22 protein-coding genes are annotated in these 25,477 nt (G+C 60.2%); 9 read left to right on the forward strand and 13 right to left on the reverse strand.

The features are described from left to right. The 3 genes from BM317_RS27455 to BM317_RS27465 form a co-directional block, all read right to left on the reverse strand. Positions 1-557, reverse strand: a 557-nt coding sequence (locus BM317_RS27455) for an OprD family outer membrane porin (RefSeq protein WP_139236077.1), incomplete at its 3' end; no start/stop codon positions are given. Positions 558-1,447: 890 nt separating this feature from the next. Next, positions 1,448-1,678 (reverse strand): bacteriocin immunity protein, encoded by a 231-nt coding sequence (locus tag BM317_RS27460; protein WP_256573476.1) that lies wholly within the window; start codon positions 1,676-1,678, stop codon positions 1,448-1,450. Positions 1,679-1,695: 17 nt separating this feature from the next. Beyond that, on the reverse strand, positions 1,696-3,798 hold the full coding sequence (locus BM317_RS27465; protein ID WP_170866285.1) for an S-type pyocin domain-containing protein: 2,103 nt from the start codon (positions 3,796-3,798) through the stop codon (positions 1,696-1,698). 506 nt (positions 3,799-4,304) lie between these two features. On the opposite strand from BM317_RS27465, the gene BM317_RS27470 reads away from it, so the two are divergent. Next, entirely contained in the window at positions 4,305-4,667 is a 363-nt protein-coding gene (locus BM317_RS27470) for a DUF6124 family protein (RefSeq protein ID WP_092476958.1), read from the forward strand. Between the two features lie 145 nt (positions 4,668-4,812). On the opposite strand, the gene adeC is transcribed toward BM317_RS27470, so the two are convergent. From adeC to BM317_RS27485, 3 genes are read right to left on the reverse strand one after another with little or no spacing between them, the layout of a single operon-like run. Further along, positions 4,813-6,270, reverse strand: coding sequence for an AdeC/AdeK/OprM family multidrug efflux complex outer membrane factor (gene adeC, locus BM317_RS27475; protein WP_092172671.1), 1,458 nt, complete (start codon positions 6,268-6,270; stop codon positions 4,813-4,815). Then, complete coding sequence (gene emhB / locus BM317_RS27480) at positions 6,267-9,431, reverse strand: efflux RND transporter permease subunit EmhB (protein ID WP_092172668.1); 3,165 nt, start codon at positions 9,429-9,431, stop codon at positions 6,267-6,269. Before emhB ends, adeC begins: the two co-directional genes overlap by 4 nt. Positions 9,432-9,434: 3 nt before the next feature. Continuing rightward, positions 9,435-10,592: an efflux RND transporter periplasmic adaptor subunit gene (locus tag BM317_RS27485; RefSeq protein ID WP_139197907.1), complete on the reverse strand. Its 1,158-nt coding sequence runs from the start codon at positions 10,590-10,592 to the stop codon at positions 9,435-9,437. A 269-nt stretch (positions 10,593-10,861) separates the two neighbouring features. Between BM317_RS27485 and BM317_RS27490 the strand changes: the two genes are divergently transcribed. Next, positions 10,862-11,494: a TetR family transcriptional regulator gene (locus BM317_RS27490; RefSeq protein WP_060738814.1), complete on the forward strand. Its 633-nt coding sequence runs from the start codon at positions 10,862-10,864 to the stop codon at positions 11,492-11,494. A gap of 264 nt (positions 11,495-11,758) precedes the next feature. On the opposite strand, the gene BM317_RS27495 is transcribed toward BM317_RS27490, so the two are convergent. From BM317_RS27495 to BM317_RS27510, 4 genes are all read right to left on the reverse strand, one after another. Further along, positions 11,759-12,274 carry a hypothetical protein gene (locus BM317_RS27495; protein ID WP_092476960.1) on the reverse strand — a complete coding sequence of 172 codons (516 nt, stop codon included), beginning with the start codon at positions 12,272-12,274 and terminating at the stop codon, positions 11,759-11,761. Positions 12,275-12,590: 316 nt separating this feature from the next. Next, positions 12,591-13,640 (reverse strand): alkene reductase, encoded by a 1,050-nt coding sequence (locus BM317_RS27500; RefSeq protein ID WP_092172659.1) that lies wholly within the window; start codon positions 13,638-13,640, stop codon positions 12,591-12,593. Positions 13,641-13,677: 37 nt separating this feature from the next. Then, on the reverse strand, positions 13,678-14,844 hold the full coding sequence (locus BM317_RS27505) for an MFS transporter (RefSeq protein WP_092476962.1): 1,167 nt from the start codon (positions 14,842-14,844) through the stop codon (positions 13,678-13,680). Positions 14,845-14,861: 17 nt separating this feature from the next. After that, positions 14,862-15,164, reverse strand: coding sequence for an ArsR/SmtB family transcription factor (locus BM317_RS27510; RefSeq protein ID WP_053119236.1), 303 nt, complete (start codon positions 15,162-15,164; stop codon positions 14,862-14,864). Between the two features lie 159 nt (positions 15,165-15,323). Here BM317_RS27510 and BM317_RS27515 point away from each other — a divergent pair, with 159 nt between their 5' ends. Then, positions 15,324-15,908: an acyl carrier protein phosphodiesterase gene (locus BM317_RS27515; RefSeq protein WP_092172654.1), complete on the forward strand. Its 585-nt coding sequence runs from the start codon at positions 15,324-15,326 to the stop codon at positions 15,906-15,908. A 114-nt stretch (positions 15,909-16,022) separates the two neighbouring features. Here BM317_RS27515 and BM317_RS27520 read toward each other — a convergent pair whose 3' ends face one another. Together BM317_RS27520 and olsB are read right to left on the reverse strand one after the other, a co-directional pair. Then, the gene (locus BM317_RS27520) at positions 16,023-16,817 is read right to left on the reverse strand and encodes a lysophospholipid acyltransferase family protein (protein WP_092172651.1); all 795 of its coding nucleotides are present in this window, start codon (positions 16,815-16,817) and stop codon (positions 16,023-16,025) included. Next, on the reverse strand, positions 16,817-17,572 hold the full coding sequence (gene olsB, locus BM317_RS27525; RefSeq protein ID WP_092476964.1) for an L-ornithine N(alpha)-acyltransferase: 756 nt from the start codon (positions 17,570-17,572) through the stop codon (positions 16,817-16,819). The genes BM317_RS27520 and olsB overlap by 1 nt, the downstream gene beginning before the upstream one ends. 145 nt (positions 17,573-17,717) lie before the next feature. Between olsB and BM317_RS27530 the strand changes: the two genes are divergently transcribed. The 5 genes from BM317_RS27530 (at position 17,718) to BM317_RS27550 (ending at position 22,163) form a co-directional block, all read left to right on the forward strand. Continuing rightward, on the forward strand, positions 17,718-18,590 hold the full coding sequence (locus tag BM317_RS27530; RefSeq protein ID WP_092476966.1) for an acyl-CoA dehydrogenase family protein: 873 nt from the start codon (positions 17,718-17,720) through the stop codon (positions 18,588-18,590). Positions 18,591-18,764: 174 nt separating this feature from the next. Beyond that, a complete protein-coding gene (locus tag BM317_RS27535) occupies positions 18,765-19,859 on the forward strand; it encodes a serine hydrolase domain-containing protein (RefSeq protein ID WP_092476968.1) in 1,095 nt (364 codons plus the stop codon). Then, entirely contained in the window at positions 19,856-20,164 is a 309-nt protein-coding gene (locus BM317_RS27540; RefSeq protein ID WP_092172640.1) for an amidase, read from the forward strand. The genes BM317_RS27535 and BM317_RS27540 overlap by 4 nt, the downstream gene beginning before the upstream one ends. 249 nt (positions 20,165-20,413) lie before the next feature. Beyond that, the gene (locus tag BM317_RS27545) at positions 20,414-21,004 is read left to right on the forward strand and encodes a YceI family protein (protein WP_092172637.1); all 591 of its coding nucleotides are present in this window, start codon (positions 20,414-20,416) and stop codon (positions 21,002-21,004) included. 1 nt (position 21,005) lies between these two features. Continuing rightward, the gene (locus BM317_RS27550) at positions 21,006-22,163 is read left to right on the forward strand and encodes a phospholipase D-like domain-containing protein (RefSeq protein ID WP_092476970.1); all 1,158 of its coding nucleotides are present in this window, start codon (positions 21,006-21,008) and stop codon (positions 22,161-22,163) included. 128 nt (positions 22,164-22,291) lie between these two features. Here BM317_RS27550 and bglX read toward each other — a convergent pair whose 3' ends face one another. After that, positions 22,292-24,583: a beta-glucosidase BglX gene (bglX, locus tag BM317_RS27555; RefSeq protein WP_092172632.1), complete on the reverse strand. Its 2,292-nt coding sequence runs from the start codon at positions 24,581-24,583 to the stop codon at positions 22,292-22,294. A 252-nt stretch (positions 24,584-24,835) separates the two neighbouring features. Here bglX and BM317_RS27560 point away from each other — a divergent pair, with 252 nt between their 5' ends. Then, complete coding sequence (locus BM317_RS27560; protein WP_092172629.1) at positions 24,836-25,444, forward strand: LemA family protein; 609 nt, start codon at positions 24,836-24,838, stop codon at positions 25,442-25,444. The last annotated feature ends 33 nt before the right edge of the window (positions 25,445-25,477 follow it).

The raw sequence follows: 25,477 nt of genomic DNA on the forward strand, positions 1-25,477 counted from the left end.
GCGTCGTTGCGCGGGCTGTTGCCACGGAACTGGCCGCCGTAGAGGCTCAGGCCGTTGATTTCGGTGGAGGTCACTTGGCCGCCACGGAAGGTCTGGGGCAGGGAGCGACCGTCGTCGGAGCGCAGGATTGGCAGCACTGGCATCCATTCGCCGACCTTCAACTCAGTCTTCGACACCTTGGCCTTCAGGGCCACGCCCAAACGGCCGAAGTCGTCGGCCGGGCGACCGTCGTCATGCACCGGCAACAATTGCGTACCCGCCGTGCCACGGCCGCCGTCGAGCTTGACCGAGTACAGGCCAAGCACGTCCACGCCGAAACCGACCGTGCCCTGGGTGAAGCCGGACTTGGCGTCGAGGATGAAACTCTGGGTCCATTCCTCGGCCTTGCCCTGGGCATTGTTCGGGTTGGTGAAGTTGCGGTTGAAGTAGAAGTTACGCAGGTTCAGCGTGGCTTTGGCATCTTCGACAAACCCCGACTCGGCAGCCAGGACGGGCAGGGCGGAGCCGGCCAGGGCAACAGCGATGAGGCTGGGAAACAGGTGCTGTGTGGGTTTCATGAACGTTTTCTCTAATTGTTGTGGGCGAAGCAAGTCGTTGCCACGACCTCGGGTCGCAGACAGAACGGTGGATAACAGGGGCGCTGATCGAGAATCAGCCGGGCGCGGCGGGGCGTAGAGGCATGGCATCGAACCTGATGTTATTGGTTTTGTGCGAGCGATGGTGAAGGGCAGGGCGGGATGGCTTCAATTGGCGATTGCGGGTTTTGGGCGATTATCGAACGGCAAAATGGCTGATCAAATGGCCCAACACTTGCGGCAAGGAATATTCACAAATCTCATATCCACCGCTGAACCCCTGTGGGAGCGGGCTTGCTCGCGAAGGCAGTGAATCAGCTTGCATCAATGTTGAATGTTCCGACGCATTCGCGAGCAAGCCCGCTCCCACAGGACTGTGGTCGATCTCCAATTTTCGACTCCACACCAACCCAGCGTGGCGAGGGAGCTTGCTCCCGCTGGCCTGCGAAGCAGGCCCCTGCGTTCCTTCAGGCAAACCGCAGGGTCAGGTCTTGCGACTGCTGCGCAGCCGAGCGGGAGCAAGCTCCCTCGCCACGGGATTTGGGGTGTCTGGGCTGACGTCATCGCGAGCAAGCTCGCTCTCACACAGGTGCCGCTACATTCCTGAATCCTCGTCTCACCATAATTCTCTGTGGGAGCCGAGCTTGCTCGCGATAGCGGTGGATCAGCTTGCACCGATATTGAATGGTCCGACGCTTTCGCGGGCAAGCCCGCTCCCACACGGTTCTGCGTCGTTCATGGATCTTTCGTCCACCACAAATTCCTGTAGGAATGAGCTTGCTCGCGATAGCACCAGAACATCCAACGAAGGTGTCGACTGAGCCCTTTTTACCGCAGATGCTGGCGATAAAAGGAAGGCTTTCGCGTAAAAATCAGGATTGCTTGAATCCCGGTTTTCCATTGGCGGCGCGCCAGTTTTTAATTTCGTTTACTACTGCCTCAGGATTATCTTTTCCTGCTTCAGGATAGTAGATTAGGTCGGCTTTATAGGGGTGCTCTGTAATTCTTATGAACTCCAATACAGCTTCGGTCTGCTCATTTTCCGAGTCATGCTGCGATTCGAAAATTTTTATAACAAAAGCTAAAAATTCAGACTCGGTCATGTCTGTTAGTAATCGACTCATTGCATTTTCTCTCTATGAATTTCTATATGGCGCTTGGGGGTGGTGATATTGATGTTGTCCAGGCCAAACACCTCGCCGCCTTGAGACAGATATTTCTTGTGATGCAGTTCATACCTGATACGTGCTCCAGCGTATTCAGTCCGTACAACAAAAGGTGCATTACCTTTCCTCATCTCTACACGGTTGGCTGAGCTGAATTGTTGAGCAATAATCGGATCGTTAGCAACTGCTTTCCAGAATGTCTTTCTAAAATTCTTGAAATTTCTAAATTTTTTTCCTCTCAACTGACGCGCGATTTGTAATGGAATGGGGGCTCCTTCACCTTCTGATGCAGCTTCCAGCCACACTCCTAACACTGGAGCGCCAACACCCCACGAAACCCCAGGATCTTCTCTCCGATCTCTGAACATAACGTACAGAGGCGGTAGACCTGAGTCGATTGGGAAAACAAAAACATAGTCATCAAAACTGCTTTCGGCGACCTCAGGAAATGAATCGATTCTTCCCACGATGGGCGTTACTGAGGCACCTGTATAAATAAGCGGCGAAGGTGATTCGGTGGGAAGTTTCGTGGAGACGTCACCGGGTTTAACAATAGGGGTCCATGTCAAGGTTGTTGACGGCGCGTTTTCAATCGTGGCGGTGTAAATATTTTGCTGGGCATCATAGGTAGCCGCCATAACCCTGACTTTGGGAAGATTGGATAGGCCGTCGGCTTTGACCACGAGAAGTTCTGACTGGCCATCTGCTGCGTTTCTGGAACTTAGGCGCACAGGTAAGTCAATCGTCTTGCCGGCAGCGGCTAGGGCGTGCAGATCGCGGTCTTGCAACGGCACCAAATCTGAAAGGGGTGTACTAAAGGCAAAACGCTCCGGTAACTCGCCGTTTGCCAACTTTGGCGAATAAGCCAGCGCAGCAATCCCTACAAAAAAACCAGACGCGGTGCCCGCCAAAACATCTGCCAACGATGCAATTGCCAGTTGGATAGCTCTGCCCAAACCTGAAGCTGCGCCTTCAACCGCTGCAATCGTTCCGGCTGATGTAACGATCATCGGCTGGGTAGCAGCCACAGCTCCAGCTATATGGAACTGATTGGCTTTGGCAAGATCAGGTTCGCGGTTGAGGCGCCCCGCGTGCAACCCAGGCACGCGAGCTTGATGGTTAATCTCCTCCGTCAAAGCATCGATACGCTGTTTGGTAGGCGATTCAAGGAGACTAGTGTTGTGGGTTCTGGTGGGAAAATGGTCGAGCCGGATTCGTTCTTCTATGTTGCTTTTATGTTGAGGCGGATTTTCGTTGAATATTTCTTCAAGATCGTGCCGTATTTCCATAGGCAGGGCAGCGTCTTTGTGTCGGATCGTAGTTATGGAGGGAATCAGACTTTGCTGCACTGTGACAAGAGAAGGCGTGAGTCCCTGTTGGTTAGATAACGTATCGATGTGCTCCTGAAGATTCTTTCGTTTTTCAGCATCAATCGTTGTACGGGCAGAGGTCATTGCTTGTAATTTTTCATTCAGAATTCTGATTTCTTCGGTCAGGACCTTCGCTGTGTAAGCTGCGGTGATGGACCGTAACCATCTGTTGTAAACATCTGTTGATGGCTCTCTGCTCCCTTGAAGTATGTTTACAAAGTCAACTGCATTTTTCTTGATGTTTTTATGGAATGGATCTCTTGCAAAGAAAGTGGTGGCGGTGACCAAGCTGTTCTGCAGCTCGCTTCGTTTACGTGCGATGATCTGATCAATAACCTCTTTTTCAAGAGCGTGTATTCCCGCGGCTGCTCCGATAGCCGTGACTATTTCATGGTCAAGTTTTGCTTTCAGAATTCCTACGTAGGAATTGTAGGACTTTTCTAAATGATCTTGTTGGGTGGCGATGGTGACGACCACCGCCATAGTCAAGGATTCGGATTTAATATTTTTTTTCTTGAAGAAATTCTGAATTTCTGCAATTTCTACGACTGTTCCGCTCCATGGTAAGGGTCTCGAAATATAGCCGGGTGACTGCGTGGACAGAGGCGGGTGCGATGATGGTAGCTCGGGTTTTATGATCGTTGGAGGCAGTTCAATTTGTAGAGGCGGTCCTTTGGGGTTCTGCATAAGCCTTCCTGGCATTGAAGTAGAGGTAGGGCTTAATAAATTAGTTTTGCTTGTTCCGAGGGACAACCTTAAAAGTTCGTCGAAAATTCTTGGTGATTGTCAGAACGTCCTACGCTTCAGTGGTTTTTTCTTGTAGTTCTTTTCTTCATCCCTACTTGAGCAATTCGTTTAAGGGAGGGAAAAGTTTGCGGTGGATGTCTGACAGACGTGCCGATTTTTCCGACAATCTTTTAGGGTTGCCGTTAGGACGTCGCATCCTTAGCCTGTTGTAGTCGCTGCGCATCCAGCGACCGGGACTGCAAGCCCGCCGAATTTGTTAGGCGCCTAGCCGCGCCCCTATAATCCATGGCGACTTTTGGGTGCCATCGTTTTATGGTGGCTGTGTGCGGGAGACCTTCGGGTCTGCCGAGGTTGCCTAACGACTCGGTCTTGCAGACCCGCATACAGCTGCCACCTATCATCTGCAAGTGATGCTGGCGGCTCTCATTTTCGTTAGGAGTACTACCATGATCAAAGAAACACCTAATCCCCCAGCGTCTGGATCCACCTTCCCCTACAACGACCCCGATCCAGAAAAGCTCCAAGAGGCCGCAGACCGGGCACTCGATTACCATCTGGGCACAAATTCCGATCCCAAACCAAAGCCCACATCCAAATCCACACAGATTTTCACCGTCATCGATACCATCGACACCGAGTGCCTATTGGCGAACCTCAGTGAAACCCTGGCCTCGGCCAATGCCATGCTCGGTGACCTGACGTTCGACCTGAACGGCTCGCGGCGGCATGTCGTGCTTGGCGTGGTGCAGATGATTGAACTGAGTGAGCTGTTGGTCAATCGAGCGTTGGATATCGTCGATCCGCGTTAACCTGCCGCCTCGGTTCATTAGGCTTTTTTGGGGTTGCTGCGCAACCCAACGGGGATAAAATCCCCTCGCCACAGGTTGGCGTCAGGCCTTGGGTGAACAAAAAGCCCACCTTCCGGTGGGCTTCTTGTTCAGCGTTCAAGCACGATCAGAACAGCCGGGTCTTGGGCGCCTCTTCCTTCACCGGCTCGTTCTTGCCCGTCTCGGCATTCCAACCACCACCCAGTGCCTTGTACAAATTGACCTCACTGGTCAGTTGCGCAAGACGGTCAGTGATCAGCGACTGTTGCGCGCTGAACAACTGGCGTTGGGCATCGAGGAAGGTCAGGTTGCTGTCGACGCCGATGCGGTAGCGACGCTCGGCCAGGCGGTAGTAGTCCTGGTTGGCGGCGACGAAGTCGGTCTGGGCCTGCAACTGTTCGTTGTAGGTCTGGCGCGCGGCCAGGCCGTCGGAGACTTCCTGGAACGCTGTCTGAATCGACTTCTCGTACTGCGCGACGTTGATGTCTTTCTGGATCTTGGCGTAGTCCAGGCTTGCCCGCAGGCTGCCGGCGTTGAAGATCGGCAGGTTGATCTGCGGCGCGAAGGTCCAGGTGCCCGAACCGCCCTTGAACAGGCCGGACAGGTCCGGGCTCAAGGTGCCGGCGTTGGCCGTCAGGCTGATGCTCGGGAAGAACGCGGCCCGCGCGGCGCCGATGTTGGCGTTGGCGGCCAGCAGGTTGCGTTCGGCCTGGAGGATGTCCGGACGACGTTGCAGCAGGTCCGACGGCAGCCCGGCCGGCACTTTGCTGAGCAGGTCATCGCTCAACGGTTGCGAGTTCAGGTTGGCCGGCAGGCCGGTGCCCAGCAGCAGGGTCAGGCTGTTTTCGTCCTGGGCGACCTGGCGAGTGTAGCGGGCCAGTTGCACGCGGGCGTTTTCCACCGCGGTACGCGCCTGGCTCAGGTCCAGGGCCGAGGCCACGCCGACTTCGGCGCTGCGCGAGGTCAGCTTGAAGCTTTGCTCGTAGGCCCCGAGGGTTTCCTGGGTCAGCTTGAGCAGTTCCTTGTCGGCCTGCCAGGTCAGGTAGGCATTGGCGACGTTGGCCACCAGGCTGATCTGGGTGCTGCGGCGGGCTTCTTCGGTGGCGAAGTAGCTTTGCAACGCTTGCTCGCTCAGGCTGCGAACCCGACCGAACAGGTCCAGTTCATAGGCGCTGATGCCCAGGGTGGCCGAATAGGAACTGCTGATCGCCGCTTCGCCGGTTTGCGAAGCCCGTGCCGGTACCCGCTGACGGCTGCCGGAACCGGTGGCCGAGACCGCCGGGAACAGGTCAGCCCGTTGGATGCGGTATTGCGCGGCGTAGGCATCGATGTTCAGTGCCGCGACGCGCAGGTCGCGGTTGTTTTCCAGGGCGACCTGGATCAGCTGTTGCAGCGCCGGGTCATGGAAAAACTGCTTCCAGCCTTGCTCGGCAGCGGCCTGGCCGGGCGCCTTGGCTGCCTCGTAGGCCGGCCCTTGCGGGTATTGCGCCGCGACCGGTGCTTCGGGCCGCTGATAGTCGGGGATCAGCGAGCAACCGCTGAGCACGACGGCGGCGATGGTCAGGGAGAGGAGCGACTTGCTCATTGGCCAGCCTCTTTAGAAGTTTCAGGAGTATCGTCCTGGTCCGCATTTTTGCGACGACCTATCGACGACACGGTCACGAAGAACAAGGGCACCCAGAAGATTGCCAGGATGGTGGCGGTCAACATGCCGCCGATTACACCGGTGCCGATGGCGTGCTGGCTGCCCGAGCCGGCGCCGGTGGAAATCGCCAGCGGGACTACGCCGAGGACGAACGCCAGCGAGGTCATGATAATCGGCCGCAGACGCATCCTACAGGCTTCGATGGCGGCTTCCACCAGCGTTCGCCCTTGTTCGTGGAGTTCCTTGGCGAATTCCACGATCAGAATGGCGTTTTTCGCCGCCAGGCCGATGGTTGTCAACAGGCCCACCTGGAAGTACACATCGTTGGACAGGCCGCGCAAGCTGGTGGCCATCAAGGCGCCGATGATCCCCAGTGGCACCACGAGCATGACCGCGATCGGAATCGACCAACTTTCATACAGCGCCGCCAGGCACAGGAACACCATCAGCAGCGACAGGGCGTACAGCGCTGGCGCCTGGGAACCCGACAGACGTTCCTCATAGGACAGGCCCGTCCAGGAAATACCCACGCCGGCCGGCAGCTTCTTGGCGATGGCTTCGACTTCGGCCATGGCTTCACCGGTGGAGTAGCCCGGTGCCGGGGTACCGAGGATCTCCATCGCTTCCACACCGTTATAACGCGCCAGTTTCGGCGAGCCATAGACCCACTCGCCCTTGGCGAACGCAGAGAACGGCACCATGGTCCCGGCGCTGTTGCGCACGTACCACTTCTTCAGGTCCTCGGGGCTCATGCGCGAGTTCGGCTGGCCCTGGACGTACACCCGCTTCACCCGACCACGGTCGATGAAGTCGTTCACATAGTTACTGCCCAGTGCAATCGACAGGGTGTTGTTGATCTCCGAGAGTGTGATGCCCAGCGCGCTGGCCTTCTCGTCATCGATTTCCAACTGGTATTGCGGTTCATCATTCAGACCGTTCGGACGGACCTGGGCCAGCACCTTGCTCTGGGACGCCATGCCGAGGAACTGGTTACGGGCTTCCATCAGCTTGTCGTGGCCGATACCGGCACGGTCCTGCAGGAACACGTCGAAACCGGTGGCGTTACCCAGTTCCATCACCGCTGGCGGGGCGAAGGCGAACACCATGGCGTCGCGGAAGGTGAAGAAGTGTTGCTGGGCGCGGCCAGCGATCTTGAACACGGTGTTGTCAGCGTTACGCTCTTCCCACGGCTTGAGCATGATGAATGCCAGGCCCGAGCTTTGGCCGCGACCGGCGAAGTTGAAGCCGGTCACGGTGAACACCGAGGCCACACCGTCGCCTTCGCCGCCGTCCTTGCTGGGGCGCAGCAGGAACTCGCGCATATTGTCCACCACCACCTGGGTGCGCTCGGCACTGGAGCCGGCCGGTGTCTGTACCTGGGCAAACAACACGCCCTGGTCTTCTTCGGGCAGGAACGCCGTCGGGATGCGGGTGAACAGCCAGACCATGCCGACCACGATGATCACGTAGACCAGCAGGTACGGGGCCTTGTGCTTGAGCATGTTGCCCACGCCACGTTCGTAGCTCCTGACGCCACGGTCGAAGGTGCGGTTGAACCAGCCGAAGAAGCCGCGTTTCGGCGTGCCGTGCTCGCCTTTCGGAATGGCCTTGAGCATGGTGGCGCACAGGGCGGGGGTGAAGATCAGTGCCACCAGTACCGACAGGGCCATGGCCGAGACGATGGTGATGGAGAACTGCTTGTAGATCACACCGGTGGACCCGCCGAAGAACGCCATCGGCAGCAGTACCGCCGAGAGCACCAGGGCGATACCCACCAGGGCCCCCTGGATCTGCCCCATGGACTTCTTGGTGGCTTCCTTGGGCGACAGGCCTTCTTCGCTCATCACCCGTTCGACGTTTTCCACCACGACGATGGCGTCGTCCACCAGCAAGCCGATGGCCAGCACCATGCCGAACATGGTCAGGGTATTGATACTGAAGCCGAATGCCGCGAGGATCCCGAAGGTGCCCAGCAGTACCACCGGCACCGTCATCGTGGTGATGATGGTGGCGCGGAAGTTCTGCAGGAACAGGAACATCACCAGGAACACCAGCACGACCGCTTCGACCAGGGTCTCGACCACGCCTTTGATCGATTCGCTCACCACCGGGGTGGTGTCGTACGGGAACACCACTTCCAGGCCTTGCGGGAAGAATGGCTTGAGGTCGTCGACGGTCTTGCGCAGGGCCTTGGCCGTGTCGAGGGCGTTGGCGCCGGTGGCGAGCCTCACCGCCAGCCCGGAAGCCGGGAGGCCGTTGAACTGGGCGTTGATGCTGTAGTTTTCACCGCCGAGGGCGACATCCGCCACATCGCCGACACGCACTTGCGAGCCGTCCGGATTGACCTTGAGCAAGATGGCCTTGAACTGCTCGGCGGTCTGCAGGCGGGTCTTGCCGATGATGGTGGCGTTCAGTTGCTGGCCGGGCATGGCAGGCAGGCCGCCGAGCTGGCCGGACGCGATCTGGACGTTCTGCGCGGAAATGGCCGTGCTCACATCCACCGGGGTCAGGTTGAAGTTGTTCAACTTGGCCGGGTCGAGCCAGATGCGCATGGCGTACTGGGCGCCGAAGACCTGGAAGTCACCGACACCGGCGGTGCGCGAGATCGGGTCCTGCATGTTGGACACGATGTAGTTGGACAAGTCTTCCCGGGTCATGCTGCCGTCACGCGATACCACGCCGATCACCATCAGGAAGTTTCTCACTGACTTGGTGACGCGGATGCCCTGTTGCTGCACTTCTTGCGGCAGCAATGGGGTGGCCAGGTTCAGTTTGTTCTGGACCTGGACCTGGGCGGTATCGGAGTTGGTGCCCTGCTCGAAGGTCGCGGTGATGGTCATGCTGCCGTCGGAGTTACTTTCCGAGGACACATAACGCAGGTTGTCGATACCGTTGAGCTGCTGCTCGATGACCTGCACCACGGTGTCCTGCACGGTTTGCGCGGACGCACCCGGGTAGGTCACCTGGATCGCAATGGCCGGCGGCGCGATGCTCGGGTACTGGTTGATCGGCAACTTGAGGATCGAAAGGGCCCCGACCAGCATGATCACCAGGGCGATTACCCAGGCGAAAATCGGACGGTCGATAAAAAATTTCGACATGGTTTACTCCCCTTTGCCGCCGGCGGCTTTATCAGCTGCCTTTGCGGGGGCCGGGTTCTTGGTGCCAACGTTGGTGGCTTCGGTGGCTTTGACTTCCACGCCTGGCCGTACGTACTGCAGCCCTTCGGTGATCAGGCGATCGCCGGCCTTGAGCCCGTCTTCGATCAGCCACTGGCTGCCGACGGTGCGGCTGGCCTTGAGCTGGCGCAGCTCGACCTTGTTGTCCGCACCCACCACCAGCGCGGTTGGCGCGCCCTTGAGGTCGCGGGTCACGCCTTGTTGCGGTGCCAGGATCGCCGCGCTGTTCACACCGGCCTGCAATTGAGCGTGGACGAACATGCCCGGCAGCAGGGTGTGATCAGGGTTGGGGAACACGGCGCGCAAGGTCACGGACCCGGTGGTCTGGTCGACCGACACTTCAGAAAATTCCAACTTGCCTTCGTGGGGATACTGGCTGCCGTCTTCCAGGGTCAGCTTGACCATGGCCGCGTTCTCGCCGGCCTTTTGCAAACGGCCGCTTTCCAGTTCGCGGCGCAGTTGCAGCAGCTCGACCGAGCTTTGCGTCACGTCGACGTAGATCGGGTCCAGTTGCTGAATGGTTGCCAGGGCATCAGCCTGGCCGTTGCTCACCAGCGCACCCTCGGTGACCGAGGAGCGGCCGATGCGGCCGGAAATCGGTGCATAGACCTTGGTGTAGCGCACGTTGATCTGGGCTGTCTGCAGATTGGCTTCCGATTCCAGGCGATTGGCCACGGCGGTATCGTATTCCTGACGGCTCACCGCCTGTTCATCCACCAGTTGCTTATAGCGGTCGGCAATCGACTTGGTGGAGCGCAGGTTGGCCTCGGCGCTCTTTAGGGTCGCTTCGTAGACCGCAGGGTCGATCTGGTACAGCTGCTGGCCGGCCTTGACGTCGGCGCCTTCCTTGAACAGGCGCTTGAGAATGATGCCGTTGACCTGTGGCCGTACTTCGGCGACGCGGAACGCGCTGGTGCGGCCCGGTAGTTCCGAGGTCAAGGTGAAGGGCTGGGTCTTGAGGGTTACGACGCCGACCTGAGGAGGGGGCGCTGCAGGTGCAGCCTCTTCCTTTTTGCATCCGCTGAGCAGCGATGCCAGGGCGATGGCGGTAACCAGAGCAGTAACAGCTGGCTTGAATTGCATGGAAATCCTCGGGTCCAGGCGCGCGATGGGCGCACTCGAAGGTGGAAGGTAAAAAAGCAGCAGTAATTCAATTAGTAGGATGCTAAGAAATATACTTACGTACACGGTTGTTTGTAAACAGCCAAATTGCGTAATATCCGGATTTACAAAAGCCTGACAAAGGGCCTGAGTAGATCGGAGGGGAGGCGCTTCAAGCGACGTCGCCTCCTATTTTGTTCTGCTGATTCTTACGCATTGCTGACGCAATCCTGATTGAGGTGTTTACTGCCATGGTCCGTCGTACCAAAGAGGAAGCCCAGGAGACTCGCAGCCAGATAGTCGAAGCGGCCGAAAAGGCGTTCTTCGAGCGAGGCGTGGCCCGCACCACTCTGGCGGATATCGCGACGCTGGCCGGCGTGACGCGGGGTGCTATCTATTGGCATTTCAGCAACAAGGCGGACCTGCTCCAGGCCATGCTCGATACCTTGCATGAGCCGCTCGATGACCTGGCCCGCGCCAGTGAGAATGAAGAGGAGCTTGACCCGCTGGGTTGTACGCGCAAGCTGCTGGTGCAATTGTTTCAACAAGTTGCCCTGGACCCGAAGACCCGACGCATTAATGAGATTCTGTTCCATAAGTGTGAATTCACCGATGAAATGTGCGATCTGCGCCAGCAGCGGCGCCAGGTCAGCCTCGACTGTAATGTGCGTATTGCCTTGTCATTGCGCAATGCGATGAATCGCGGCCAGCTACCGGCGGACCTGGAACCGGAAAGGGCGGCGATTGCCCTGCATGCCTATGTCGACGGTATTCTTTATCAATGGCTGCTGGCCCCCGATAGCTTCCCCCTGGCCGGTGAGGCTGAGCGCTGGGTGGATATCGGGCTGGATATGCTGCGCCTGAGCCCTAGCCTGCGCAAATGAAACAAAATGCGTAATTGCTTCGGTTTGTTTCGTGTCAAGTCTTCAAGATGGCTTTTATAAACTGAATACTGTCGTGGTTGAAAGGCAATCTTGAACAAATTTTGTAGGGGATTTGTTCGTGACCGGAAGGTACTCCGTCGGATCCCGATTCCCACGGAGTAAGTTTGCAGGGGCATGTCAGCGTCATGGCACCTTCATGCCGGGCAATGATGAAGGACCCATGTCCGGCTCCAGGCGAAACCTGTAGGCGAACTGGCCGGATGCTTACCGACCTGGTTCGATAATGAGGCGAACGGTGTAGTTGAAGGGTGGCTCAAGCATCTTCCGGGAAATTTCCGACCGGCACGTGTATTCGCCATTGCCGGTGTAAGTCGTCCTGCTTTTCCACGTCGGCTTATAGCTGGGTTCCAAAGCGCCAGGCACGATGGAGACCTGCAAGCGGGTGTGCATTTGACATTCAAAGTTGAAATGGCTCATTTCATAATTTAGGACCAGTTCAACAGGTTTGACTTTTTTTAATGTCGGGCGCCAGCCGGCTCCAGGGTAGGTGTAATCCCTGAAGTGCTCGATATGGAATCTATAACTTGATTTCGGATCGATGTCGTGGGCGCTCAAGGAAAAATCCTCGGCCTGGGGTGGGGCGGTTAACAGGTTGTTCATTTTCATTGTGCCGCGGGTATTGTTGGCAATCTCCACGGTCACTTCGGTATTGGCCTGGCTGTGGGCAACCATGGTGGGGCCCAGCAGGAGGGCGAAAATGAAGTTTTTCAGGATGTTCATGGTAAGGCATCTCTCATAAGTACACGGTCCGCTGGCGTTCGCCTGCAAACTGAGGGTGTTTGGTTAGTTGGTGTTGTCGGAATGTTGAAGTTTTTAATGTGTGGTTGAGGTGTAAGTTTCAATCCTTTGTATCAGTAGGGGTGCGTTCGAACGTTATTATTAGCGTCATTGCGTGATTGAATCCATGTCAGATGAAAGTTGCCTTGTTATTTAATGTTGCTGTTCGCAATGACTGAGTGTGGTTGAAGTTCTGCAGGTATAAAAAAGCCCCGGCTCTTTCGAGTCGGGGCTTTTAAATAAAGCGGCTGGTGCGAGCTTACATCACGGGGTAATCAATGTACCCCACTGGGCCTTTCCCATAGAAAGTTTCAGGATGCGGCTCGTTCAACGGTGCATTGGCCTTCAGGCGTGCCGGCAAGTCCGGGTTGGCAATGAACGGAACCCCGAACGCGACCGCGTCAGCCTTGCCAGCCGCCAGCCAGGCGTTGGCGCTGTCTTTGGTGAAACGTTCGTTGATGATGTACGGGCCGCCGAAGGCTTGCTTGAGTTGCGGACCGATGCTGTCGTCGCCTTCTTTCTCACGGGAGCAAATGAAAGCGATGCCGCGTTTGCCCAGCTCACTGGCCACGTAGCTGAACGTCTCCAGACGGTTTTCGTCGCCCATGTCATGGGAGTCGGCCCGTGGTGCCAGGTGCACGCCCACTCGGCCGGCGCCCCAGACTTCAATGGCTGCGTCGGTCACTTCCAGCAACAGGCGGGCACGGTTTTCCAGGGAACCGCCGTATTGGTCGGTGCGCTGGTTGGTGCTGCTTTGCAGGAACTGGTCGAGCAGGTAGCCGTTGGCGCCATGGATTTCCACACCGTCGAAACCAGCGGCCTTGGCATTCTCGGCACCGACACGGTAGGCGTCGACAATGTCGGCGATTTCAGCGGTTTCCAGTGCGCGCGGTGTCGGGTAGTCGGCGAGCGGACGAACCAGGCTCACGTGGCCCTTGGGCTGGATCGCGCTGGGTGCCACGGGGGCTTCGCCATTGAGGTATGACGGATGGGAGATCCGGCCCACATGCCACAGTTGCAGGAAGATCTTGCCGCCGGCGCCGTGGATCGCCTTGGTGATGTTGGCCCAGCCGCGCACCTGGTCGTTGGACCAGATGCCCGGCGTGTCCGGGTAGCCGACGCCCATCGGCGTGACGGAGGTCGCTTCGCTGAGGATCAGGCCGGCGGAGGCGCGTTGCACGTAGTACTCGGCCATCAGCGCGTTGGGCACGCGGCCTGCGTCGGCGCGGCAGCGGGTGAGCGGGGCCATGATGATGCGGTTCTTCAGTTCGATGTCGCCGAGTGTGATCGGATCGAAAATAGTCGCCATGAATTGCTACCTCTTCAGAATCAGGGAGTGGTTGAAGTCAGTGAGTTGCGGGAGCCAGCTCGGCATTGCCGCCCTGGCGGAAAGTGATCAGGGTGACCAGCAGCGCCAGCACGGCCAGCGCGCCGGCGGCCAGGGGCACGGAGGTCAGGCCCAGGCCATGGTCGATGACGCTGCCGCCGACCCAGGCGCCCAGGGCGTTGCCGATGTTGAAGGCGCCGATGTTCAGGGTGGACACCAGGTTGGGTGCATCTTTGCCAAAGGTCACCACGTTGACTTGCAGGGCCGGCACGGCAGCGAAGCAGGCGGTGGCCCAGAGGAACAGGGTGATTTCACTGGGGATCAGTGCCACGCTGGTCCAGCTCAGTACGGTGGATACCACGGCCATGGTGAGGAAGACGCCCATCAGGGTGTTCGCCAGGCTCTTGTCCGCCAGCTTGCCGCCGATGATGTTGCCCAGGGTCAGGCCCAGGCCGATCAGCACCAGGGTCCAGGTCACGCCACGGGGCGACACGCCGGTCACTTCGCCCAGCAGGGGGGCGACGTAGGTGAACAGGGTGAACACCGACGCGGAGAACAGCGCGGTCATGCTCAGGGACAGCCAAAGGCCGGCGCCTTTGAGCGCTACCAGTTCCGAGCGCATGTCGAGTTTTTCTTCATCGCACTTGGCCGGCAGGAAGCGGATCAGGCCGATCAGTGCCACCACGCCGATGACGGTCACGGCCCAGAAGGTCGAGCGCCAGCCGGCTTCCTGGCCCAGTGCGGTGCCCAGCGGTACGCCGAGCACGTTGGCCAGGGTCAGGCCGGTGAACATCAGGGCCACGGCCGAGGCGCGTTTGTTGGGCGCCACCAGGCCGGCGGCCACCACCGAACCGATGCCGAAGAACGCGCCGTGGCACAGGGCGGTGACGACCCGGGCGAACATCAGCACGTTGTAGTCGCTGGCGATCGCGCAGAGCAGGTTGCCGACGATGAAAATCCCCATCAACGCCACCAGGGCGGCCTTGCGCGGCAGCCGGGCGGTGGCCAGGGCCATGAACGGTGCACCGATGGCCACGCCCAGGGCGTAGCCGGTCACCAGCCAGCCGGCGCCGGGAATCGACACGCCCAGGTCGGCCGCCACGTCGGGCAACAGGCCCATGATGACGAACTCGGTGGTGCCGATGGCAAAGGCGCTCAGGGCCAGGATCAGGAGTGAGAGGGGCATGATGGGTCCTTGTCGGGTCAGAGCTCTTGGCTCATTTGCTTGAGGAACTGCTGGATCACTTCCTCGTTGCGTTTGAAGAAGTGCCATTGACCGACCTTCTGGCTGGTGATCAGCCCCGCCCGTTGCAACACCGCCAAGTGCGCAGACACCGTGGATTGCGACAGGCCGCAACGCTGGTCGATCTGCCCGGCGCAAATGCCGAACTCGTGGTTGTGCAACTGGTCGGGGAACTGGACCTTGGGGTCTTTGAGCCAGTTGAGGATGTCTCGCCGTACTGGGTGCGCCAGGGCTTTTATTATTTCGTCGAGGTCGAGGGTCATGGGTGGCAAGCTCGGGGGGTGAGTAAAACGCTATATCGCGATAGAGCGAACCTTAAATCGTTATTTCGCGATACACCAATATGGATTTGATCTGAACGCCGAACAAATCGCTATATCGGGTTATAACGATATGGCTTCGGGGGTGCTAAGCTGCGGGCCATGAACTATCTCGCGCACCTGCACCTCGGCGGCCCCGGCCGGGAACAACTGCTCGGCAGCCTCTACGGCGACTTCGTCAAAGGGCCGTTGCAAGGGCAGTACGATCCGCAGATCGAAGCGGCGATTGCCCTGCATCGGCGCATCGACATGTACACCGACCGCCATCCCTTGGTGGACATTGCCCTGTCGCGTTTTTCCACGGTGCGACGGCGCTATGCCGGGATTGTGCTCGACGTGTTTTTCGATCACTGCCTGGCCCGGGACTGGGCGTTGTACAGCGAAGGGCCGCTGGTGGATTTCACGTCCCGTGTCTACCAGGTACTGCGTACCGAGCCGCAACTGCCGGGGCGCCTGGCACAGATCGCGCCATATATGGCGGCGGATGACTGGCTGGGGTCTTATCAGGAGTTCGACGTGCTGGGGCAGGTACTGCGCGGCATTTCCCGCCGCCTGTCCCGACCCGAGGAATTGGCCGGGGCGATGGCGGAGTTGATCGAGCTTTATGAGCCGCTGAGCGAGGATTTCCGGTTGTTCTACCCGCAGTTGCAGGATTTTGTGCTGAGTCAGGTCACGCCAAATAACTAAATGTGGGAGCGGGCTTGCTCGCGAAGGCGGTGGATCAGTCAACATCTGTGTTGAATGTACTGCCGTCTTCGCGAGCAAGCCCGCTCCCACAGGGGGGCCGCGCAGGGATCCGGGTCAGGCCGCAATCGCCGCAGGCCGCATCGGCGCTTGCTGCTTCTCGGGAATCGTCCCGAACAACGCCTTGTGCACTGCCTGTTGCGCCTGGAACGCCAGTGCCGCGCGTTCCTGGCCGTGGCAGGCAATCGGTTCCAGCAGATGGATGTGCACGTCGCCCCGATCATTGGCGAACAGGCGCATCAGGTGCGACAGCAAATCATCATCGCCAATGAACGGTGCCAGCGAATCCGGCTCACCGTCGCGCAGGTAACGGATCGCCACCGGCTGCAAAGCCACATCGGCATCGATGGCCGCCGACAACAAGCGACCGTGGAAGGTACGCAGGGATCGGCCATCGGTGGTGGTGCCTTCCGGGAACATCAGCAGCGGATGAGCCTGTTCCAGGTGGCGGCTCATTTGTTTGCGGATCAGTTGGCTGTCACCCGACCCGCGCCGGATAAACAGGCTGCCGGCCTTGGCGGCCAGCCATCCGGCCACCGGCCAGGTGCGCACTTCGGCCTTGGACAGGAATGACATCGGCGTGAGCATGCCCAGCAACGGGATGTCAGTCCAGGACACATGGTTACTGACCCACAGCATCGGCCGTTGCGGCAGTTGACCATGGACAGTGACTGAAAAGGGCAGGGCATGGCTCAGCCGCGCCATGAAGAACCGCGACCAGCGCTGGCGACGGACCATCGAGTTGGCGACCCCCAGGCGCTCGAACAGGCCGAACACGCTGGCCATGCTCAGGCCCAGGGTCACTACCAGCAAGACTCGCGCGATACGCGCGTACACCCGCAACCGGCTCATTACACGGCTGCCTTGAAGTGGCGGGCGTAGCGGGGGCAGAGTTCGTCGCGCTTGAGCAGGATGAACACGTCGGCCACCTGGAAGTCCTCGTCCCAGCACGGCTCACCGCAAATCTTCGCGCCCAGGCGCATGTAGGCCTTGAGCAGCGGTGGCATTTCGGCGATGACGTTGGACGGCACGTCCAGGCTCGGCAGCGGTTTTTTCGGCACGGCCTGCAGGTGTTCGGTGCACAGGTAGCGTTCGCGCAGGCGCTGCATGATTGCCTGGGCCTGGATGCCGCCATCCTGCATCGGAATGCTCGCGCAGCCCATCAGGTAGCTGTAGCCACCTTCGTTCAGGACTTCGGCCAGTTCGCCCCAGAGCACCGCGATGGTGCCGCCGTTGCGGTAGGCCGGGTCGACGCAGGTACGGCCGATTTCCAGGATCGGGCCCTTGAGATGGACCAGGCCGTGAAGGCTGAATTCTTCTTCGCTGTAGAACCGGCCCAGGCTGCTGGCGGCCTGGTGGTCGAGCAGGCGCGTGGTGGCCACGAGGCAGCCGGTGTTCAGGTCGCGTACGCCGATGTGGGCGCAGTGAACATCATAGTCATCCATGTCCAGACCCTTTTCCGCGCCTTTGAGCTTGGCGTTGAATTCGCCGCTGAAGACGTTGAAGCGCAGGGCCTGGGCTTCTTGCAAGGCGTGGGTGCCGATCAGGCGTTCGGCTTGCAGGCGGCGTTCATTGCCGGTGTCGCTGATGCGGGCGATCTGGGTCATAGCGAATCTCCGTGCGGGCTGTTCAGTTGCAGCCTGTCGACTTTCTTTATGCAGCCATGTTGTGCAAAGTCAGGCTATGTAGCCCCGGTGTCATCGCCATGAAGCTTTGGTGATGCTTATATGACAGCCTTCAAGGAGCCCTCTCATGCCCTGGCACACCCTGATCGAACGCGGCGAGCGCCTGCCCACCTATCCGGACCTGGCTGAAGGTTATGCCGCGTTGTTGCAACGCCTGGGGCCGGTGACGCCGTTCGAGTTGGCCGTGGCCGGGGCTCGCTCGATGGCCACGCCGGGGCTGGCTTTCCTGGTGGGGTACCAGGCGGCGCTGCGGGTGCTTTGGCCGAGCGCGCCCCAGAGCCTTGGCGCCCTGTGTGCCACTGAACAACGCAGCCTGCGCCCGGCGGACATGCAAACCCGCCTCGACGACTTGCGCCTGAGAGGGCGCAAGGATTTCGTCACCGCTGGCGACGCCGCCGAGTGGCTGCTGATTGCCGCTCGCGGCGAAGCGCCCGGCGAAACGCCACGGCTGAACCTGGCAGTGGCCTATGCGGGCGAGCCCGGCGTGACCCTGGAAAAACTACCCGCCATGGGCCTGATGCCGGACATCAGCCATGGCCGCGTGCTGCTCGACGGCGCGCTGTGCGAGTTGCTGGCCGGTGATGGTTGGGACGCCTACGTCAAACCGTTCCGCGCCCTGGAAGACCTTTATGTACTCAGTGCGATGACGGCCTGGTTGTATGGCGTCGGGCAGGAATGTGCCTGGCCCCAGGTGTTGCAACTGCGCCTGCTGGCGCTGCTGGCCGGCTGCGCGGAGGTGAGTCGCCACAACCCTTCCAGCCCTGCCGGGCATGTTCTGCTGGGCGGGTTGTTCGCCCAGTTCCAAGGGCTCGACGGCGAACTCGACGCTGCCCTGGCCGCCGGGCCTGCGGACTGGCGCGAGATGTGGACGCGGGATAAAGGTGTAATGGACCTTGCGGCGGGGGCCCGGGCCAAGCGGTTGGCCAAGGCGTTGGGATAAGCCTCCAAACGACCAACCCTTGTGGGAGCGAGCTTGCTCGCGATGGTGGAGTGTCAGCCAACGTCATTGCTGCTGATCCGGCGCTATCGCGAGCAAGCTCGCACAGGGGGCACACACTCAAATTGTCATCAAGTCTGCATAGGCTCTAAAGGTTAAACCTTGCGAGCCCCAAGCATGTCCAAAGGCTGGTTCCTGATCCCGTTGCTGATACTCAACCTGAGCGTCCAGGCCGAAGACTGGCCCGGCGAGCAATGGCCAAGCGGCCCGACCCCGAGCGGGCCGGCCATCGAAGCCTTGGAACACTACGCCTTCCCACCCCGGGACGATGCCAGCCGTGAGGGCATCCGCACCGATGCGCTGCTGGTGATCCAGGACGGTCGGCTGGTCTATGAACGCTACGCCGGACCGACCACCTCCCAGACCCCGCACCTGACCTGGTCCATCAGCAAAAGCCTGCTGGCGACGGTGTTCGGCGTGGCCTACGGTGAACAGCGCTTTGCCCTGGACGATCCGGCAGCCAGGTACTACCCACCCCTGAACCGGCATCCGGGCCTGACCCTGGCCGATCTTTTCCACTGGGCGTCTGGCCTGGACTGGCAGGAGGACTACGAATACGCGCCGCTCAAGTCCTCGGTGGTGGCGATGCTCTATACCCGCGGGCGTCATGACATGGCGGCGTTTACCGCGCGGCATGAAAGCTTCAGCCCCCCGGGGCAGGCGTTTCGTTATTCCAGCGGTGACAGCAACCTGTTGGCGGCGGCCCTGAAAAACATCGTCGGTGCGGCACGTTATCCCGATTATCCCTGGACGGCGCTGTTCGAGCCCCTGGGCATCCGCCACGCGACTTGGGAAACCGACGCCAGCGGCACGTTCGTGGGATCGTCCTATGCCTACCTCACGGCGCGGGACCTGGCGCGTGTCGGGTTGTTGATGCTACGGGACGGCCGCTGGGGCGAACGGCAACTGATCCCCAAGGATTGGGTCGCGTTCAGCCGTGAACCGTTCGTGCACTTCCAGGCCGGCCAGGACGAAGCCGTGCCGGGCGGGCACTGGTGGCTCAACCGCGGCGCCGATCCGACGCTCCACCCCTGGCCCGCTGCGCCGGCGGATACCTTCGCCGCGCTGGGCCATTGGGGCCAGGCGCTGTACGTCATCCCCAGCGCCAGACTGGTGATCGTGCGCTACGGCGACGACCGCGACGGCAGCTATCGCCATAACGAACTGCTCAAGCGCGCCATGGCGGCGTTCGCCGGGAAGGGGCAGCCATGAAGCGCAAAATCTTGCTGACCTTGTTGTCGGTGCTACTTATCGCCCTGTTCAGTTGGGTCTGGCTGGAGCGGGTGGCATTGCGGGCCTTCCCCGACATTATCAGTGCCTACACCGCCAAGGAATACTGCTCATGCCGCTATGTGATGCAGCAACCGGCCGAGTATTGTCGGGGTTATGTGAAGCAGGCAGTGCCCACCCGCGATTTTCTCGAGACCGTTGAAGCCAAGCGCGTCACCGTCAGCGGGTTGGGGCGCAGCAACAGTGCGCAATGGTTGGGAGAGCGGCAGGGGTGTCGGTTGGAGTAACTCAAGAATGGCGCGAACCTTGTGGCGAGGGGATTTATCCCCGTTGGGCCGCGCAACGGCCCTATAGCTGTGATTGAGGTTTTCAGGTGGATTGAATCGCCTGCTTTGGGGCTGCTGCGCAACCCAACGGGGATAAATCCCCTCGCCACAGGGTCTTGTGTGTTTCTGACCGTTGTTGAAACAGACTGTTTGCAAGCGCCCTCGGCCCGGTTAAGGTTCGCCACAGGTTTATCTGCCCCCCGAGTGTGTATGTTCAAGCGGTTTTTCCCTCACGCGGTCGTCAGCCTGCTGCTGGCCTGCGCAGCGTTGCCGGCCCAGGCCGACTGGTACCTGGACGGCGAGTCGTCGCGGTTGTCGTTTATCAGCAGCAAAAACGGCAACGTTTCCGAGGTCCAGCGTTTCCTGGTGCTGCACGGCCAAGTCCAGCCCGACGGCTTGGCGCGCCTGGAAGTGGAGCTGGAATCCATCAACAGCGGCATTCCCCTGCGGGACGAGCGCATGCGCGCCGAGTTGTTCCAGATCAAGCAATTCGCCGAAGCCACCGTTACCGCCAAGATCGACCTGGCGCCGATCCAGGACCTGGCCAACGGCGCGCAGTTGGAGTTGCGCCTGCCGCTGACGGTGAACCTGCACGGCAAGCAGCATGAGTACCCCGTTGAACTGCTGGCGACACGCCTGGATGAACGCCGCTTCCAAGTAGTGACCTTGGAGCCGGTGGTGCTCAACGCGGCGGATTTCGATCTGGCGCCGGGCCTGGAAAAGCTCCGCAACCTGGCCGGGTTGTCGGCCATCAGCCTGTCGGTGCCGGTGAATGCGGTGCTGATTTTCACGGCGCGTTGACATGAGCGGCCCGGTCTTTCCCTGGCGTGACGGCAATCGCTTCGAGCTGTTGATCGACGGCCCACAGTTCTTCCCACGCATGCTGGTGGAAATCGCCCGTGCCCAGGAGCAGGTCGAACTGGAGCTGTACCTGGTGGAGGCGGGGGCTTGCGCCGAGGCGATGGTCCAGGCACTGGTCCAGGCCGCCGAGCGGGGCGTTCGTGTGCGCTGTCTGTTCGATGACTACGGCAGCCTGGCGTTTACCCTGGCCCTGCGCAAGCGCCTGACCGAGGCTGGGGTGGAGTTGCGTTTCTACAATCGCCTGAGCTGGCGCCGCTGGGTGCGCAACCTTTATCGGGATCACCGCAAGCTGCTCTTGGTGGACCAACGCCTGGCCGTGGTCGGTGGCACCGGGGTGACCGATGAATTCTGGAACCCCCTCGACGACCGCAGTGAGTGGCACGAAGTGATGGTGGAAATCGTCGGCCCGTTGGTGCTCGACTGGCAGTTGCTGTTCGACCGCCAGTGGCTCGCCAACCGTCATCGGCGGGCCTGGAAGCCAGCCTCCAATTTCGGCTTGCCGCGCCTGCCGCGCGTTCCGCCGGTGGGCGAGGGCATGGGCCGGGTGGCGTATGCCGACGCCCGTCAGCATCGCGATATCCTGCAATCATTGTCCCGGGCATTGAACAGCGGCCAGAAACGCATCTGGATGGCGACGCCATATTTCCTGCCGACCTGGAACGTGCGCCGCTCCTTGCGCAAGGCCGCCGCCCGGGGTATCGACGTGCGCCTGCTGCTGACCGGCCCGCGCACCGATCACCCGTCCGTGCGCTACGCCGGGCACCGTTACTACCCGCGATTGCTCAGGGCCGGTGTGCAGATTTTCGAGTACCAGCCGTGTTTCCTGCACCTGAAGATGGTGCTGGTGGATGATTGGGTCAGTATCGGCTCCTGCAATTTCGATCACTGGAACCTGCGTTTCAATCTGGAAGCCAATCTGGAAGCCCTGGATTCCAGGCTCAGCAGCGCCGTGGCGGCCAGTTTCGAGCGGGATTTCGCCCAGAGCCTGCAAGTCAGCCTCGACGCCTGGCAGCGCCGACCGTTGTGGAAGCGATTCAAGCAGCGGGTGTGGGGGTTGGTGGATCGGGTGGTGGTGAATCTGCTGGATCGGCGGGGCTAGGCTCACTGCAAGCCCTTGTGGGAGCGGGCTTGCTCGCGAAGGGGGCATAACAGTCAACATCTTGGTTGGTTGTTAAACCGCTTTCGCGAGCAAGCCCGCTCCCACATGGGATTTGCAGGGCCTGAAGGTCAGAGCAACTCAAAACTCTGCTGCTTAACGTCCTGGGAATCCAGGCCGATCTGCACGTTGAACTTGCCCGGTTCAGCCCCGTACTTGAGTTGAGCGTTGTAGAACTTCAGGTCGTCTTCGGTGATGGTGAAGTGGATGACTTTCTTCTCGCCAGCCTTGAGCATCACCTTGCGGAAGTTCTTCAGCTCTTTCACCGGGCGAATGATCGAGCCGGTCACGTCCTGGATGTACAACTGCACCACGGTTTCGCCGTCACGCTTGCCGGTGTTTTCCAGGGTCACGCTGGCGTCGAGCTTGCCGGTCTTGTTCAGCGTGGTCGACGACAAGGCCATGTCCGACAGGCTGAACTCGGTGTAGCTCAGGCCGTAGCCGAACGGGTAGAGCGGGCCGGTGGTGTCATCGAAGTACTGCGAGGTGTAGTTGCCCGGCTTGCCCGGCGTGAACGGCCGGCCAATGCTCAGGTGGTTGTAGTAGGTCGGAATCTGCCCCACCGAGCGTGGGAAGGTGATCGGCAGCTTGCCCGACGGGTTGTAGTCGCCGAACAGCACGTCCGCGATGGCGTTGCCACCTTCGGTGCCGCTGAACCAGGTTTCCAGGATCGCATCGGCCTGCTGCTTTTCTTCCAGCAACGACAGCGGACGGCCATTCATCAGCACCAGCACCAGCGGCTTGCCGGTGGCCTTCAGGGCCTTGATCAGCTCGCGTTGGCTGGCCGGGATGTTCAGTTCGGTACGGCTCGACGACTCATGGGACATGCCACGGGACTCACCCACGGCGGCCACCACCACATCGGCATCCTTGGCGGCTTGCACCGCTTCGTCGATCAAAACCTGGGCCGGGCGCGGGTCGTCCACCACTTCAGGGGCGTCGAAGTTGAGGAAGTTCAGGTAGTCGAGCACCTTCTTGTCGCCGGTGATGTTGGCCCCACGGGCGTAGATCAGCTTCGACTCGGCGCCCAGGGCGCGGGTCATGCCGTCGAACAGGGTGACCGATTGCGCAGGGCGTCCGGCCGCGGCCCAACTGCCCATCATGTCGATCGGTGCCTTGGCCAGCGGGCCGACCAGGGCGATCTTTGCGGTCTTCTTCAGGGGCAGGGTCTGGTTGCGGTTTTCCAGCAGGACCAGGCTGCGGCGTGCTACGTCACGGGCATCGGCGCGGTGCAGTCGGCTTTCGGCGTAGGTGTCGGCCGGGTCGTCCTCGGCCTTGCCGATGCGCAGGTACGGATCCTTGAACAGGCCCATGTCGTATTTGGCCGCGAGCACTTCGCGCACGGCGTTGTCGATGTCGCTCTGTTCGATCTCGCCGGCCTTGAGCAGCCCTGGCAGTTCCTTGCCGTAGAGCGAGTCGTTCATGCTCATGTCGATGCCGGCCTTGATCGCCAGCTTCGCCGCTTCGCGACCGTCCTTGGCGACGCCGTGCTTGATCAGTTCGAAGATGGCGCCGTGGTCACTGACCGCCAGGCCCTTGAAGCCCCATTCCTTGCGCAGCAGGTCGTTCATCAGCCAGGTGTTGGCGGTGGCCGGCACGCCGTTGATGGAGTTCAGCGCGACCATCACCCCGCCGGCTCCGGCGTCGATGGCGGCGCGGTAGGGCGGCAGGTAGTCCTGGTACATTTTCAGCGGACTCATGTCCACGGTGTTGTAGTCCCGGCCGCCTTCCACCGCGCCGTAGAGGGCGAAGTGCTTGACGCTGGCCATGATGCTGTCGGCCGCGTTGGCGCCGTTGCCCTGGAATGCCTTGACCATCACCCCGGCGATGCGCGACACCAGGTAGGTGTCCTCGCCGAAACCTTCGGAGGTTCGGCCCCAACGTGGGTCGCGGGAAATGTCGACCATCGGCGCGAAGGTGATGTCCAGGCTGTCGGCCGCGGCTTCCTGGGCGGCGATGCGTCCGGAGTGGTAAATGGCGTCCATGTCCCAGCTCGAGGCCAGGGCCAGGGGGATCGGGAAAATCGTGCGGTGGCCGTGGATCACGTCATAGGCGAAGAACATCGGGATCTTCAACCGGCTGCGCATGGCCGCGTCCTGCATCGGACGGTTCTCATCGCGAGTGATGGAGTTGAACGTGCCGCCGATGTTGCCGGCGGCGATTTCCTTGCGAATCATCTCCCGGGGCATTTCCGGGCCGATGCTGATCAGGCGCAATTGGCCGATCTTCTCTTCGAGGGTCATCTGCTTCATCAGGTTGCTGATGAAGGCGTCCTTGTTCTCTATGGGGGCGGGCAGGTTGTCGGCAAATACGGAGTGACTGGCCAGACTGACAAACAGGCCCAGCAAACACAGCTTCTTCATGAATAGTTTTCTCGCAAAGCCTAAAGGGCGGTAATCAGGACACGCCGGTCAGCCAAAATGTGAGGAGCGGCTATTGTTGTTCGGTCAAATACAGCACACTTTCGAGCCCAGGGGGCTGAACTTAGTTTCGCACCGCGCATCTTTTAGCCCATCGACCCGTTTCAATCCAGTGCGGCGGCAGATTATGCCCCAGACGCCAGTGAGATAGGTGGCCGGGTTTTTCCAATGTCATGCCAGGGAGCGCTTTATCCAATGAATCCACGAGTGAATCACCTTCGCAGCCTGCCGATGCTGGCCTTGATGCTGCTTACTACGCTACTGGCCGGTTGCGGCATCAATAACATCCCGACCCTGGACGAACAGGCCAAGGCCGCCTGGGGCCAGGTGCAGAACCAGTACCAGCGCCGCGCCGACCTGATTCCCAACCTGGTGGAAACCGTCAAGGGCTACGCCCAGCACGAGCAGGAAACCCTGACCGCGGTGATCGAGGCGCGGGCCAAGGCCACATCGATCCAGGTGGACGCCAGCACCTTGGACAACCCGGAAAAACTCAAGCAGTTCCAACAGGCCCAGGACCAGTTGACCGGCGCGTTGAGTCGGCTGATGGTGGTGTCCGAGCGTTATCCGGATCTCAAGGCCAACCAGAATTTCCTGGCGCTGCAATCGCAGCTCGAAGGCACCGAGAACCGTATCGCCGTGGCACGCCGCGACTTCATCCTGGCGGTGCAGAAGTACAACACCGAGATCCGCACGTTCCCGGGCCGCCTGTGGCACAGCGTGATGTACAGCGACCTGCCGCTGCGCGAAACGTTCGAGGCCACCAGCCCCGATGCCGAAAAAGCCCCTGAAGTGAAGTTCTGATCAATTCGGCAGTTTGAAGCGTTGTGGGAGCGA

Source organism: Pseudomonas sp. NFACC24-1 (genome assembly GCF_900115235.1).
Lineage (GTDB): Bacteria > Pseudomonadota > Gammaproteobacteria > Pseudomonadales > Pseudomonadaceae > Aquipseudomonas > Aquipseudomonas fluorescens_AA.

Bases quoted from the DNA above. Each gene is read 5' to 3' on its own strand.
- BM317_RS27460 (WP_256573476.1), bottom strand. From the start codon at position 1,678: ATGACCGAGTCTGAATTTTTAGCTTTTGTTATAAAAATTTTCGAATCG.
- BM317_RS27465 (WP_170866285.1), bottom strand. From the start codon at position 3,798: ATGCAGAACCCCAAAGGACCGCCTCTACAAATTGAACTGCCTCCAACG.
- BM317_RS27470 (WP_092476958.1), top strand. From the start codon at position 4,305: ATGATCAAAGAAACACCTAATCCCCCAGCGTCTGGATCCACCTTCCCC.
- adeC (WP_092172671.1), bottom strand. From the start codon at position 6,270: ATGAGCAAGTCGCTCCTCTCCCTGACCATCGCCGCCGTCGTGCTCAGC.
- emhB (WP_092172668.1), bottom strand. From the start codon at position 9,431: ATGTCGAAATTTTTTATCGACCGTCCGATTTTCGCCTGGGTAATCGCC.
- BM317_RS27485 (WP_139197907.1), bottom strand. From the start codon at position 10,592: ATGCAATTCAAGCCAGCTGTTACTGCTCTGGTTACCGCCATCGCCCTG.
- BM317_RS27490 (WP_060738814.1), top strand. From the start codon at position 10,862: ATGGTCCGTCGTACCAAAGAGGAAGCCCAGGAGACTCGCAGCCAGATA.
- BM317_RS27495 (WP_092476960.1), bottom strand. From the start codon at position 12,274: ATGAACATCCTGAAAAACTTCATTTTCGCCCTCCTGCTGGGCCCCACC.
- BM317_RS27500 (WP_092172659.1), bottom strand. From the start codon at position 13,640: ATGGCGACTATTTTCGATCCGATCACACTCGGCGACATCGAACTGAAG.
- BM317_RS27505 (WP_092476962.1), bottom strand. From the start codon at position 14,844: ATGCCCCTCTCACTCCTGATCCTGGCCCTGAGCGCCTTTGCCATCGGC.
- BM317_RS27510 (WP_053119236.1), bottom strand. From the start codon at position 15,164: ATGACCCTCGACCTCGACGAAATAATAAAAGCCCTGGCGCACCCAGTA.
- BM317_RS27515 (WP_092172654.1), top strand. From the start codon at position 15,324: ATGAACTATCTCGCGCACCTGCACCTCGGCGGCCCCGGCCGGGAACAA.
- BM317_RS27520 (WP_092172651.1), bottom strand. From the start codon at position 16,817: ATGAGCCGGTTGCGGGTGTACGCGCGTATCGCGCGAGTCTTGCTGGTA.
- olsB (WP_092476964.1), bottom strand. From the start codon at position 17,572: ATGACCCAGATCGCCCGCATCAGCGACACCGGCAATGAACGCCGCCTG.
- BM317_RS27530 (WP_092476966.1), top strand. From the start codon at position 17,718: ATGCCCTGGCACACCCTGATCGAACGCGGCGAGCGCCTGCCCACCTAT.
- BM317_RS27535 (WP_092476968.1), top strand. From the start codon at position 18,765: ATGTCCAAAGGCTGGTTCCTGATCCCGTTGCTGATACTCAACCTGAGC.
- BM317_RS27540 (WP_092172640.1), top strand. From the start codon at position 19,856: ATGAAGCGCAAAATCTTGCTGACCTTGTTGTCGGTGCTACTTATCGCC.
- BM317_RS27545 (WP_092172637.1), top strand. From the start codon at position 20,414: ATGTTCAAGCGGTTTTTCCCTCACGCGGTCGTCAGCCTGCTGCTGGCC.
- BM317_RS27550 (WP_092476970.1), top strand. From the start codon at position 21,006: ATGAGCGGCCCGGTCTTTCCCTGGCGTGACGGCAATCGCTTCGAGCTG.
- bglX (WP_092172632.1), bottom strand. From the start codon at position 24,583: ATGAAGAAGCTGTGTTTGCTGGGCCTGTTTGTCAGTCTGGCCAGTCAC.
- BM317_RS27560 (WP_092172629.1), top strand. From the start codon at position 24,836: ATGAATCCACGAGTGAATCACCTTCGCAGCCTGCCGATGCTGGCCTTG.